The organism is Stenotrophomonas sp. FBCC-B152, from assembly GCF_059134105.1.
This window is the reverse complement of the sequence record NZ_CP101442.1, coordinates 1,174,458-1,187,221: the sequence shown is the minus strand read 5'-3', so window position 1 is coordinate 1,187,221 and position 12,764 is coordinate 1,174,458. Positions and strand designations below refer to the sequence as shown.

At 66.6% G+C, this 12,764-nt stretch carries 12 protein-coding genes and 4 tRNA genes; 9 read left to right on the top strand and 7 right to left on the bottom strand.

The genetic code is table 11. The features are described from left to right. The first annotated feature begins 44 nt into the window (after positions 1–44). The 8 genes from NMB40_RS05800 to NMB40_RS05765 all read left to right on the top strand — a co-directional run bounded on the left by NMB40_RS05800 (position 45) and on the right by NMB40_RS05765 (position 4,573). Positions 45–524 carry a peroxiredoxin gene (locus NMB40_RS05800; protein WP_494360431.1) on the top strand — a complete coding sequence of 160 codons (480 nt, stop codon included), beginning with the start codon at positions 45–47 and terminating at the stop codon, positions 522–524. 81 nt (positions 525–605) lie between these two features. Beyond that, complete coding sequence (locus NMB40_RS05795; protein WP_448142460.1) at positions 606–2,006, top strand: PhoH family protein; 1,401 nt, start codon at positions 606–608, stop codon at positions 2,004–2,006. After that, positions 2,003–2,506: a hypothetical protein gene (locus NMB40_RS05790; protein WP_494360430.1), complete on the top strand. Its 504-nt coding sequence runs from the start codon at positions 2,003–2,005 to the stop codon at positions 2,504–2,506. The genes NMB40_RS05795 and NMB40_RS05790 overlap by 4 nt, the downstream gene beginning before the upstream one ends. A gap of 42 nt (positions 2,507–2,548) precedes the next feature. Further along, positions 2,549–3,358, top strand: a complete 810-nt coding sequence (gene thiD, locus NMB40_RS05785; protein WP_282248204.1) for a bifunctional hydroxymethylpyrimidine kinase/phosphomethylpyrimidine kinase — start codon at positions 2,549–2,551, stop codon at positions 3,356–3,358. Next, on the top strand, positions 3,355–4,194 hold the full coding sequence (locus tag NMB40_RS05780; RefSeq protein ID WP_494360429.1) for an alpha/beta hydrolase family protein: 840 nt from the start codon (positions 3,355–3,357) through the stop codon (positions 4,192–4,194). The genes thiD and NMB40_RS05780 overlap by 4 nt, the downstream gene beginning before the upstream one ends. A 61-nt stretch (positions 4,195–4,255) precedes the next feature. Beyond that, positions 4,256–4,332 (top strand) — tRNA-Arg (locus NMB40_RS05775). Positions 4,333–4,387: 55 nt separating this feature from the next. Beyond that, a tRNA-Arg gene (locus NMB40_RS05770) sits at positions 4,388–4,464 on the top strand. Positions 4,465–4,496: 32 nt separating this feature from the next. Continuing rightward, a tRNA-Arg gene (locus NMB40_RS05765) sits at positions 4,497–4,573 on the top strand. A 53-nt stretch (positions 4,574–4,626) separates the two neighbouring features. Here the strand turns inward: NMB40_RS05765 and NMB40_RS05760 are convergent. Continuing rightward, positions 4,627–5,775: an alpha/beta fold hydrolase gene (locus tag NMB40_RS05760; RefSeq protein WP_494360428.1), complete on the bottom strand. Its 1,149-nt coding sequence runs from the start codon at positions 5,773–5,775 to the stop codon at positions 4,627–4,629. 111 nt (positions 5,776–5,886) lie between these two features. After that, on the bottom strand, positions 5,887–6,810 hold the full coding sequence (locus NMB40_RS05755; protein WP_494360427.1) for a LysR family transcriptional regulator: 924 nt from the start codon (positions 6,808–6,810) through the stop codon (positions 5,887–5,889). Between the two features lie 141 nt (positions 6,811–6,951). Here NMB40_RS05755 and NMB40_RS05750 point away from each other — a divergent pair, with 141 nt between their 5' ends. Continuing rightward, positions 6,952–7,653, top strand: coding sequence for a pirin family protein (locus NMB40_RS05750; protein WP_282247741.1), 702 nt, complete (start codon positions 6,952–6,954; stop codon positions 7,651–7,653). Between the two features lie 200 nt (positions 7,654–7,853). On the opposite strand, the gene NMB40_RS05745 is transcribed toward NMB40_RS05750, so the two are convergent. From NMB40_RS05745 to recA, 5 genes are all read right to left on the bottom strand, one after another. Beyond that, positions 7,854–7,946 (bottom strand) — tRNA-Ser (locus NMB40_RS05745). 81 nt (positions 7,947–8,027) lie between these two features. Further along, positions 8,028–8,231, bottom strand: a complete 204-nt coding sequence (gene csrA, locus NMB40_RS05740) for a carbon storage regulator CsrA (RefSeq protein WP_019183311.1) — start codon at positions 8,229–8,231, stop codon at positions 8,028–8,030. Between the two features lie 141 nt (positions 8,232–8,372). After that, positions 8,373–11,021, bottom strand: a complete 2,649-nt coding sequence (gene alaS, locus NMB40_RS05735) for an alanine--tRNA ligase (protein WP_494360426.1) — start codon at positions 11,019–11,021, stop codon at positions 8,373–8,375. A gap of 132 nt (positions 11,022–11,153) precedes the next feature. After that, positions 11,154–11,645 (bottom strand): recombination regulator RecX, encoded by a 492-nt coding sequence (gene recX, locus NMB40_RS05730; protein WP_282247744.1) that lies wholly within the window; start codon positions 11,643–11,645, stop codon positions 11,154–11,156. A 74-nt stretch (positions 11,646–11,719) separates the two neighbouring features. Beyond that, positions 11,720–12,760, bottom strand: a complete 1,041-nt coding sequence (gene recA / locus NMB40_RS05725; RefSeq protein ID WP_282247745.1) for a recombinase RecA — start codon at positions 12,758–12,760, stop codon at positions 11,720–11,722. Positions 12,761–12,764 lie beyond the last annotated feature (4 nt).

Sequence of the window (12,764 nt, the reverse complement as noted above, 5' to 3'; positions counted from 1 at the left end):
TGCAGTTGTAAGACGCTTCACTCAGGCTCCGCAGCAAGGACCTCATGAACAACGGCGATACCCTGGACAGCACCACCCTCGCCCTCCCGCTGGCCCTGTCCGGCGGCGACCACACCACCCTCGGCGATCTCGCCGGCCAGTGGCTGGTGCTGTACTTCTACCCCAAGGACAGCACCCCGGGCTGCACCACCGAGGGCACCGATTTCAACGCCCTGCTGCCGAAGTTCAAGCGCGCCGGCGCCCAGGTGTTCGGCGTTTCGCGCGATTCGGTCAAGTCCCACGACAACTTCTGCGCCAAGCAGGGCTTTGCCTTCCCGCTGGTCAGCGATGGCGACGAAGCGCTGTGCACCGCGTTCGATGTGATCAAGCTGAAGAACATGTACGGCAAGCAGGTGCGCGGCATCGAACGCAGCACCTTCCTCATTTCTCCCGACAGTCGTATCGTGCAGTCGTGGCGCAAGGTGAAAGTCGCCGGCCACGCCGAATCCGTGCTTGAAGCGCTGAAGGGCGCGAAAACCCAGTGACCCACCTGCACCCCACAATGGCCATCACCCTGCCCTGCAGGTCGTGATGGCTTGTCCCTGTTCTGCCACCAGGAAATGACGATGACCCGAGGCAAGCGCATCTACGTTCTGGATACCAACGTGCTCATGCACGATCCAACCGCGCTGTTCAAGTTCGAGGAGCATGATGTCTACCTGCCGATGCAGGTGATCGAAGAGCTGGACAACGGCAAGAAGGGCACCTCCGAAGCGAGCCGCAACGCCCGCCAGGTGAGCCGCTTCCTCAACGAGCTGGTGCAGGCCTCAGGCCTGGACAACCTGGCAGACGGCATTCCGCTGCAGCGCCCGAACGGGCTGCAGCTGCGCGGCAAGCAGAGCGTGGGCCTGCTGCGCTTCCAGACCAGCCACTTCGATGCCGGCAAGAGCTTCGGCGCGGTGATTCCGGACAACGCCATCCTCGGCGCGATCCTGGCGCTGAAGGAACAGGTGCCTGAGATCCCGGTGGTGTTCGTGTCCAAGGACATCAACCTGCGGATCAAGGCGGCCATCGCCGGGATCGTGTCGGAAGACTACGAGAACGACCGCGCGCTGGACGACTTCAGCCTGCTCTACACCGGCGCCACCGAATTGCCGGAAGATTTCTGGAAGAAGCACACCAACGACCTGCGCAGCTGGAGCGACAAGGGCCGGACCAGTTACGAAATCCAGGCCACCGATGACGAGGACTGGCATCCCAACCAGTACGCGTACCTGCCGGGCGACGATGAAGTCGAACTGCGGGTGGCCAAGGTCGACGGCAGCGGCAAGATCACCCTGTCGCTGGTCAACGATTTCCGCCATGGCAGCCATGCGGTGTGGGGGATCGGCGCGCGCAACCGCGAGCAGAATTTCGCGCTGAACGCGCTGATGGACCCGGAGATCGATTTCGTCACCCTGCTCGGCACCGCCGGTACCGGGAAGACCCTGCTGGCGCTGGCCGCGGGCCTGGCCCAGACCATGGACCAGCAGCGCTACCGTGAAATCATCATGACCCGCGCCACGGTCAGCGTGGGCGAGGACATCGGCTTCCTGCCCGGCACCGAGGAAGAAAAGATGACCCCGTGGATGGGCGCGCTCACCGACAACCTGGAAGTGCTCACCCACACCCAGGAAGGCGGCGCCTGGGGCCGTGCGGCGACCAACGACCTGATCGCCAGCCGGATCAAGATCCGCTCGTTGAACTTCATGCGCGGGCGCACCTTCCTGTCGCGTTACCTGATCCTGGACGAGGCGCAGAATCTCACCCCCAAGCAGATGAAGACGCTGATCACCCGTGCCGGCCCCGGCACCAAGATCGTCTGCCTGGGCAACGTCGAACAGATCGACACGCCGTACCTGACCGAAACCACCTCGGGCCTGACCTACGCCGTGGACCGCTTCAAGAACTGGCCGCACAGCGCGCACATCACGCTGCGCCGTGGCGAGCGTTCGCGCCTGGCCGATTACGCTTCGGAGGTGTTGTGAACCGTTCCCTCTCCCGTGCGTTGCTGCCGCTGGCGCTGGCCGCGCTGGCGGCTGCCTGCACGCCTGCCAACACCCGCCCCGGCGCCACCGTGCCGACGGCGGTCAAGACCGGCCAGTCGTGGGTGGTGACCCGCCCACTGGTGGTTGCCCAGGTACTCGATACCTGCTCGCGTCCCAGCCCCGGCCAGACGCCGGGGCGGGTGACCGGCTACTGGGCGCCCAGCCGCCAGCAGATCGAACAGCTGGAAAGCCGATTGCCCTCGCTGGAAGCGCAGGTGCCCAACGTCACCGATTTCGACCGCCAATACGTCGGCATCGAAGTGGAAGGCCGCAAGCTGATCTACCTCAACGCCTTCCGCCTGCCCGACCACAGCGAGATGGACCCCGCCCGCGAAGCGATCCGCGTGTGCGATGGCGGCAACCAGTTCTGGGGCGCGCTGTTCGATCCGGCCAGTGGCGAGTTCTCCGAGCTGGCGTTCAACGGCGGCAAGACCGGGTAGCACCCGATGGCGCAACGCGCCGCCCGGCTGCACAATCGCGGGATGAGCCCTTCCACCCCCGTGTCCGTCCTCACCATCGCCGGTTCCGATTCCGGCGGTGGTGCCGGCATCCAGGCCGACCTGAAGGCCTTTGCCGCGCACCGCGTGCATGGGCTGTCGGCGATTGCCGCGCTCACCGCACAGAACACCCGCGGCGTGACCGCCGTGCACGTGCCGCCACTGGACTTCCTGCAGGCACAGATCGATGCCTGCTTCGCCGATTTCGACATCCACGCGGTCAAGCTGGGCATGCTGGCCAACGCCGAGGTGATCGGGCTGGTCGCCGATGCCCTGCAGAAGCATCGTCCCACCCACGTGGTGCTGGACCCGGTGATGGTAGCCACCAGTGGCGCGCGCCTGCTGGAAGGCAGCGCACTGGACGCGCTGCGCACGCGGCTGCTGCCGCTGGCCACGCTGCTGACCCCCAACACCCCCGAAGCCGAACTGCTGCTCGGCCGCCGCATCGAAAACGCCGATGACGCCGAAGATGCCGCCGCCGCGCTGCTCGACCTCGGCGCCGGTGCGGTGCTGCTCAAGGGCGGCCACATGGCCGAAGGTGCGCGGGTGATCGACCGCTACTTCGATGGCGTCACCCGCGAAGAATTCATCCACACCCGGCTGCCGGTGGACGCGCATGGCACCGGCTGCACGCTGGCCTCGGCCATTGCCGCGCAGCTGTGCTGCGGGCTGTCGCTGCCGAACGCCTGCGAGGCGGCCATCGACTACGTCGCACGCGGCCTGCAGGGCGGCTACACGCCTGGCCGCAGCGAGGTGCTGGTGCTGGATCACTTCGGCGCGGCGCGGCCGGCATGACGCGCGCGCTGGTGGTTCCCGTGCAGGCCGATGACGGCCATCGCTTCGAACTGATCGGGCGCGTGCCACAGCAGCCGCGCGCGCAGCTGCTGTGGCTGCCGGCACTGGGCGTATCGGCGCGCAACTACCAGCCGTTTGCCGATGCGCTGGCCGCACGCGGCATCAGCGTGTTCCTGCACGAATGGCGCGGCAACGGCAGCAGCAGCCTGCGCCCGTCGCGCGCGCAGGACTGGGGTTACCGCGAAATCCTCGAGCAGGATCTTCCGGCCAGCCTCGCCGCGCTGCGCCTGCATGGCACCGCGCCGCTGATCATCGGCGGGCACAGCCTCGGTGGGCAGCTGGCCTGCGTGTTCGCCGGCCTGCATCCCAGCGTGTTCGCACGCTTCTGGCTGGTCGCCACCGGCACGCCGTACTGGCGCACCTTCCCTGCCCCGCGCGGCTGGACGCTGCCGCTGGTGTACCGCTTGCTGCCGTGGCTGGCGCAGCGCCAGGGCGTGCTGCATGGGCGCCGGCTCGGCTTTGGCGGCACCGAAGCGCGCGGGCTGATCCGCGACTGGGCCCGGGTGGGCCTGAACAACCATTACGCGGCGAAGGGCGTGCAGGCGGACCTGGAAGGCGGCATGCGGCGCCTGCACGGCCACGCCGACGCGGTGGTGCTGGCCGACGACTGGCTGGCGCCGCCCAGCTCGATGCAGGGCCTGCTGGCCAAGCTGCCGCAGGTCACTTCCACACTGTCCGTCGTACCGGCGGGCACGCTGGGCACGCGGGCCGACCACTTCGCGTGGATGAAGGCGCCGGAGGCCGTGGTGAAGGCGCTTTTTCATTCATTTGAATGAAGTCCTTCACAAAAGCGTTGACGGATGCGGCGTCGATCCGCATAATTCCGCTCCTGTTGACGCGCCCGTAGCTCAGTTGGATAGAGTACCTGGCTACGAACCAGGCGGTCGGGAGTTCGAATCTCTCCGGGCGCACCATCAACAGGCTGGCAGTTTCGCCTCTGCCGGTAGCAACAGACAACGTGATGTAAATGCGCCCGTAGCTCAGTTGGATAGAGTACCTGGCTACGAACCAGGCGGTCGGGAGTTCGAATCTCTCCGGGCGCACCATTACATCGCGGCAACAACCAGACAATGCAAGCGCGCCCGTAGCTCAGTTGGATAGAGTACCTGGCTACGAACCAGGCGGTCGGGAGTTCGAATCTCTCCGGGCGCACCATTGCATCGAAGACGAAAAAAGGCAGCCACGGGCTGCCTTTTTTGTTGGTGCGCTCACGACCGCACCGGGTCGCCGACAGGTACCGCCGACATGGCCATCCGGTCCGCTTCGCGCGGGATCTCCGGCGCCGGGCAGCTGCCACCGGCATGGTCGTCATGCGCCAGCCAGTCATCGACCACGCCACCCAGCAGGTCCAGCCGCAGCGGCAGGGTGATGTGGTCTTCGCCGCGCATCTCGATGTAATGCACGCGCGGGCTGGCGGCGGCCAGTGCACGCCCCTGGTCCACCCGCACGTGTGCATCGTCCTGGCCGTGCAGCAGCAGCACGCAGGCGCGCGTATCGGCCAGCGCACGGGTCACGTCCACCGCGTCCAGGTCCAGGTCCAGGCGCTGGCTGGCGGCGGCGATCACCGCGTTGATGTCCTGCCCGCCATAGCGCCAGCGCCCGTAGGCGGCCATCGCCTGCGCCTTCCACGCGGTGGGCTGCAGCGACATCAGGTGCGGGATCATGCTGCGGATCGCCTCGCCGGCATTGGCGAACGATTCCATCGCCACCACACCGGTGACCCGGTCGCCCAGCTTGTCCGCGGTGAACAGCGCGGTGGCCGCGCCGTAGGACACGCCGAACAGGTACAGCGGCCCGACCACTTCACCGCGCTGCTGCAGCGTATCGATCACATCGACCACATCGTCGGATTCGAACGTGCCGTAGCCCGACGGCCCCGCCCCGGATTGGCCGTGGTTGCGCAGGTCGATGGTGATGACCCGGTAGCCCGATTCGGCCAGCTGCAGCGACCACGGCAGCATCGAATCGCCGTTCATCATCCAGCCGTGCAGCAGCACCACGGTGCCGCGCGGGGCCTGCGGCTTGAACGGGTGCGGCAGGGCCAGCTGCAGGCCCGTGTTCAACGGCTCGCCGTTCTCATGGTGCTGCGCCAGGTACTGGTAGCGCAGGCCATAGCGGCCCGGATCGAACGCCCGCCAGAACAGCGGTACCCCGGCCCGGCCGGTCACGAAGCCATGCCGGTTGGGCACCGCCGCCACCGCTTCGCTGATGCGGGCGGTATCGAGCAGCGTGGACACCCCACCGGGCGCGACCAGTCGATCGCTGAGCGAGGTGGACGCGGCAGAGGAATTGAGCGATGAGCACGCAGCCAGCCACAGGCCGGCCCCGGCCAGCAAGAGCAGCAGCAGGCGTTTCATGGGCGCAGAGAGTCAGATTGAGCCGCGCAGGTTATCGACCGCGCCGATGGCGCTCTACCGCAACCAGATGACCAATCGATGACAGGACGGCATTCATTCAGCCATCCTGCATCACAGCCATTCGCGCATCTGCCCCCACCACCCCTCCATCAGCCCCGGCTGGCGCATCCGCTCGCGCCACCAGCGCAGCGCAGCACCCTCCTCCCCGGTGCGCCAGGCCAGCCAGAAGGTCTCGTCCGGCTTGGGTTCCTCCACCTGCCGCACTGCCAGCCGCCCCTGCGCCACCGCCGCCTGCACATACGGCTCGGGCAGGAAGCCGAAGCCCAGCCCCGCGCACTGCAGGCGGAACTTGCTGACCGTATCGGGCACGGTCACCGTCTCCTGGCCCATCAGCAGGCCGACCGTGCGCGGCAGCAGCCGCCGCGCCGAATCGGCCACCGCGATGGCGCAGTGCGCCGCCAGCTGCTCACGCCCGAGCGGTTCCGGCAGCGCCGCCAGCGGGTGCCCGGGCGCCACCGCGAACACGAACCGCACCACGCCCAGCGGTTCGACCACGTAGCCGCCGCCACTGGGCCCCTCCCCGGCCGCACCCACCAGCAGGTCCGCGCGCCGGTCCAGCAGGGCCTCCCAGGTGCCCGACAGCGCTTCGCTGATCAGCCGGATCCGGGTCTGCTCGGCCACCGCACTGAACGCGCGCACGTCCTCGGCCAGCAGCGCCGGCTGGAACAACGAATCCACCGCCACGGTCAGCTCGGCCTCCCAGCCCGACGCCACCCGGCGCACCCGCATTTCCAGTTCGCGCGCCGCGCGCAGCAGGTGCCGGCCCTCGTCCAGCAACGCCACCCCGGCCTCGGTGAGGTGCGCGCGCGGGCCGATCCGGTCGAACAGCTGCACGCCCAGGTCCTGTTCCAGCTTGGACACCGTGTAGGAGATGGTCGAAGGCACCTTGTGCAGCTCCTTGCCGGCTGAGGCGAACGAGCCACGGCGGTCGATGGCATCCAGGATCTGCAGGGCGTCGAGGCTGAGCTTGAGCATTCGAATTTTTCGATGATGGCTTGCAAAACTATCCGTTTTTCAAGCGACGGGTGCAAGCGGATACTGGCGCCAACAGGAAAGGGGCAGCACATACCGCCCCGGACCGCCATCGAAACCATCGAACACCCCAAGGAGAACATCATGCTGCAGATCCGCAAGAGCGCTACCCGTGGCCAGGCCAACCATGGCTGGCTGAACTCCCAGCACACCTTCTCCTTCGCCAGCTACTACGACCCGCGCTACACCAGCTTCGGCCCGCTGCGCGTGATCAACGAAGACAAGGTGATCGGCGGCCAGGGCTTCGGCACCCACAGCCACAGCAACATGGAGATCGTCTCCTACGTGCTCGGCGGCGCGCTGGAGCACAAGGACTCGATGGGCACCGGTTCGGTGCTGCGCTACGGCGACGTGCAGCGCATGAGCGCCGGCAGCGGGGTCAGCCACAGCGAGTTCAACCATTCGGCCGACGAGACCGTGCACTTCCTGCAGATCTGGCTGTTCCCGGATGCCGAGAACATCACCCCGAGCTACCAGGAGACGCACTTCGCCCCGGAGGCCAAGCGCGGCCAGCTGCGCCTGATCGCCTCGAAGGACGGCCGTGACGGTTCGCTGCTGATCCACCAGGACACCAACATCTACGCCACGATCCTGGACGGCGACGAGCGCGCCCACCTGGCCCTGGCCCCGCGCCGCGGTGCGTACGTGCAGGTGGCCCGTGGACAGCTGCAGGTCAACGGCATCACCCTGGACACCGGCGATGCGCTGCAGATCACCGACGAGGCCCAGGTGACGCTGGAGAACGCGAGCGATGCCGAAGTGCTGGTGTTCGACCTGCCGCTGTAATCGTCGCCGTTGAAGAGAACGCCCCGAGCTGATCGGGGCGTTGTCGTGCAACGCCGCCTGGTTGTCCAGCAGCGAGTATTGGCGACCAAGCAGGAAAGCGTAGTGCCGGTGCACGGCGTGCGGGCATCGCGTCAACGCAGCGGCAACAGCACACAAAGAAAAAGGCCTTCGTACTCGCGTACGAAGGCCTTTTCTATTACTGGCGGAGCGGGAGGGATTCGAACCCTCGATACAGTTTTTGGCCGTATACTCCCTTAGCAGGGGAGCCCCTTCAGCCACTCGGGCACCGCTCCAGTATTCTGGTTCCGTCGCTGCGGTGTTTCTTCTCAGCGGGGGCGCGAAGAATAACGTTTTTCACACCCCGAGGTAAAGCCTTAATCGGAAGAATTTTCACTTCCCGATGCATTCGGCTCATCGCCTCGCTGGATACGCTGGTAAATCTCTTCGCGGTGCACGGCCACGTCCTTCGGGGCGGTGATACCGATACGCACCTGGTTGCCCTTGACGCCGAGCACGGTCACGCTGACCGAGTCACCGATCATCAGGGTTTCGCCGACACGGCGAGTCAGGATCAACATTTTTGCAAGTCTCCAGGGAACCGGTGGATTTTCCCGACCGGCTCGGCGCCCAGCCAAGGAACGCCACACGACAAAGGGAAAAGATTAGCCATAGTACCGTCAGCTCTCCCGCCCCATCAAGGAGCAGGAGGATTCAGGCGTTCAGATACGAGGGGTGACCCAGTCGACGACGGCAGCCAGTGCAGAAGCAAGGGCGGGCCCGTCCTCACCACCACCCTGGGCGAGGTCCGGGCGGCCGCCGCCCTTGCCCCCGATCTGACCGGCGATGTGGGACAACAGTTCCCCGGCCTTTACCTTGCCCGTTGCGCTGCCGTTCACGCCGGCCACCAGTGCTGCCTTGCCGTCCTGGGTACCGGCCAGCACGATCACCGCATCGCCCAGCTGCTGCTTGAGGCGGTCGATCGCTTCACGCAGTGCCTTGGCATCAAAACCTTCCAGACGCGCGGCCAGGATCTTGACGCCATTGACCTCAACTGCGCCAGCACCGAGGTCGGCGGTCGCGCCGGCGGCCTGCTTGGCCTTCAGCGCGTCCAGTTCGCGTTCCAGCTTCTTCTGGCGCTCGGTGAGCTGGCGGATCTTGTCGACCACCTCGCCGGCATTGCCGCCCAGCAGCGCGCCGGCTTCGGCCAGCTGCGCTTCTTCGTGGGCTACATAGTCGAGCGCGCCCTGCCCGGTCACCGCTTCGATGCGACGCACACCGGACTGGATGCCGCCTTCGGAGGTGATCTTGAACAGGCCGATGTCACCCGTGCGCGACACGTGCGTGCCACCACACAGTTCGGTGGAGTAATCGCCCATCTTCAGCACGCGCACGTTCTCGCCGTACTTCTCGCCGAACAGCGCCATCGCGCCGAAGTCGAGCGCTTCCTGCATGGCCATGTTGCGTACTTCGACAGCGTTGTTGATGCGCACCTGTTCGTTGACCTTGCGCTCGATCAGCGCCAGGTCCTGCGCACTGATCGGCTCGAAGTGCGAGAAGTCGAAACGCAGGCGGTCGGGCGCGACCAGCGAACCCTTCTGGTGCACGTGCGTGCCCAGCACTTCACGCAGCGCGGCGTGCAGCAGGTGGGTGGCCGAGTGGTTGAGGATGGTGGCGCCGCGGCGCTGGCCATCGACCTGTCCGCTGAGCACATCGCCCACCTTCAGGCTGCCGTTGGCGACCTGGCCCACGTGACCGTGGTACTGGCCCGCGAACTTCTGGGTATCGCTCACCTGCAGTTGCACTCCGTTGCCGGACAGCGTGCCGGTATCGCCGACCTGGCCGCCGGATTCGGCGTAGAACGGGGTCTGGTCGGTCAGCACGATCACCTCGTCGCCGGCCTGCACGCTGTCCACCGGGCGGCCATCCTTGAGCAGGGCCACCACGGTCAGGCCGTCGGCCTGCAGGCGGTCATAGCCCAGGAACACGGTCGGCTTGAGGGTAGCCACCAGCTCGGCCGACAGCACCACGGCGGCGCCACCCTTGCCTGACCTGCGGCCGCTGTCGCGCTGCTCCTTCATCGCGGCATCGAAACCGTCGATGTCCACGACCAGGTCGCGCTCGCGCGCGATGTCCTGGGTGAGATCCAGCGGGAAGCCATAGGTGTCGTACAGGCGGAACGCATCCACGCCGGGGATCACGCCGTTGGTCACCTGCGCGGCGACGTCGTCGAAGATCTTCATGCCCGAGTCGAGCGTCTGCGCGAAGCGCTCTTCCTCGGCCTGCAGTGCGCGCACCACGGTGTCGGCCTGCGCCGGCAGGTCCGGGTAGGCCTCGCCCATCTGCTCGACCAGGGTCGGCACCAGCTTGCTGAAGAACGGCTGGCGCACGCCCAGCATCCAGCCGTGGCGCAAGGCGCGGCGGATGATCCGGCGCAGCACGTAGCCTCGGCCTTCGTTGGACGGCAGCACGCCATCGACCACCAGGAACGAACAGGCGCGGATGTGATCGGCGATCACGCGCAGCGACTTGTTCTCCAGGTCGGCCATGCCGGTAAGTTCGCTGGCCTTGCGGATCAGCGCCTGGAACAGGTCGATTTCATAGTTGGTGTGCACGTGCTGCAGGATCGCCGCCAGGCGCTCCAGGCCCATGCCGGTGTCCACGCACGGGGCCGGCAGCGGCACCAGGGTGCCATCGGGCTGGCGGTCGAACTGCATGAACACCAGGTTCCAGATTTCGATGTAACGGTCGCCGTCTTCGTCCGGCGAGCCCGGCGGGCCACCAGCGATGTGCGCGCCATGGTCGTAGAAGATTTCGGTGCACGGGCCGCAAGGACCGGTGTCGGCCATCTGCCAGAAGTTATCCGAGGCAAACGGGGCACCCTTGTTGTCGCCGATGCGCACGATGCGCTCTTCGGGAATGCCGACCATGTCGCGCCACAGCGCGTAAGCCTCATCGTCGGTCTGGTAGACGGTGACCAGCAGGCGGTCGGCCGGCAGCTTCCAGACCTGGGTCAGCAGCTCCCAGGCCCAGGCGATGGCGTCCTTCTTGAAGTAATCACCGAACGACCAGTTGCCCAGCATTTCGAAGAAGGTGTGGTGGCGCGCGGTGTAGCCGACCTGGTCCAGGTCGTTGTGCTTGCCGCCGGCACGCAGGCAGCGCTGCACGTCCGCCGCGCGCACGTAGCTGCGCTTCTCGGCGCCAAGGAACACGTCCTTGAACTGCACCATGCCGGAGTTGGTGAACAACAGGGTCGGATCGTTGCCCGGAACCAGCGGTGCCGACGGCACGATGGTGTGGCCCTTGCCCTTGAAGAACTCAAGGAAGTCGCTGCGGATCTGGGAGGTGGTGAACTTGGCGGATTCGGTCATGGGGGGCTGGCTGTCTGCGGGCCGGTCAGTCCCTCGCACGCAGCCCCAATGGCCGGGTGTCGATTGCAGGACCGCCGAAACCATAAAGGGTATCAGGCCCGGGCCTTACGGACACGCGGGGCGTGTCCCTGCTTAATCTTCAGGATCGAATCGAGTCGCCCGGCGGATGCTGTCGCCATCGAACCCACGGCGGGCCAGCAGATCGGCGGCTTTGCGGCGCTGGGGCAGCTCCTGCGGGCCGGCCTCGCCAAACCGGCGGCAGACCAGGTCCCGGGCATTCTCGGTCCAGTCGCCTTCGAAGGTGTCCATGGCAGCGGCAATCTGCTCGCTGTCCAGCCCGTGGGTGCCCAGTTCGGCGCGGATGTGGATCGGGCCATAGCCCGTGTTGGCGCGGATCCGGACCAGGTTCTCGGCAAACCGGGTGTCGTCCTGCCAGCCCGCCTCGGTGAGCTTATCCACCGCGGCGGTGGCCGCCTCGCTCTCGATGCCGCGGGCGGTGAGCTTGCGGGTCAGCTCCTTGCGCGAATGCTCACGGCGTACCAGCAGCCCAAGCGCCCGCTGGACCGGGGTCTGTTCACGGACGCGGCGCTTGCGGCCGGGTGCCGGGGCGTCTGGGTCGTGCATGCGGGATCTCGTAAAACGTAAACCCCGGGACAGGGCGAGCGTCACTGACGGCGCTGCCCTGCCCCGCGGGAAACTTACTCGGCGTCGTCGCCTTCGTCGTCGCCACCCTCACGGGCGGCCTCGGCCGGCTGGAACTTCTCACGCAGCTCGGCTTCCAGGCGCTGGGCCACCTGCGGGTTGTCGCGCAGGTAACCGCGGGCGTTGTCCTTGCCCTGGCCGATGCGCTCTTCGCCGTAGCTGTACCAGGCGCCGGCCTTCTCGACCAGCTTGGCTTCCACGCCCATGTCGATCAGTTCGCCTTCGCGGCTGATGCCTTCGCCGTACAGGATCTCGGTGATGACCTGCTTGAACGGGGGCGCCAGCTTGTTCTTGACCACCTTGATCTTGGTCTGGTTGCCGATGATCTCGTCGCCCTTCTTGATCGCGCCGATGCGGCGGATATCCAGGCGGACCGAGGCGTAGAACTTCAGGGCGTTGCCGCCGGTGGTCACTTCCGGGCTCTGGCCGGGCATCATCACGCCGATCTTGTGGCGCAGCTGGTTGATGAACACCACCAGGGTGTTGGACCGCTTGATGTTGCCGGTCAGCTTGCGCAGCGCCTGGCTCATCAGGCGGGCTTGCAGGCCCGGCAGCTGGTCGCCCATTTCGCCTTCGATTTCAGCCTTGGGGGTCAGCGCGGCGACCGAGTCGACCACCACGATGTCCACCGAGCCCGAACGGACCAGCATGTCGGCGATTTCCAGCGCCTGCTCACCGGTGTCCGGCTGGGACAGCAGCAGGTCGTCCACGTTCACGCCCAGCTTGGCGGCGTAGATCGGGTCCAGGGCATGTTCGGCATCGATGAAGGCGGCGGTACCGCCCTTCTTCTGGCATTCGGCAATCGCCTGCAGGGTCAGGGTGGTCTTGCCCGAGGATTCCGGACCGTAGATCTCCACGACACGCCCCTTCGGCAGACCGCCAATGCCGAGCGCGATGTCCAGCATCAGCGAACCGGTCGGGATGATCTCGACGGCCTCGATGACGCGGTCGCCCATGCGCATGACCGACCCCTTGCCGAACTGCTTTTCGATCTGGCTCAGGGCGGCGGTCAGGGCACGCTTTTTGTTCTCGTCCATCGGA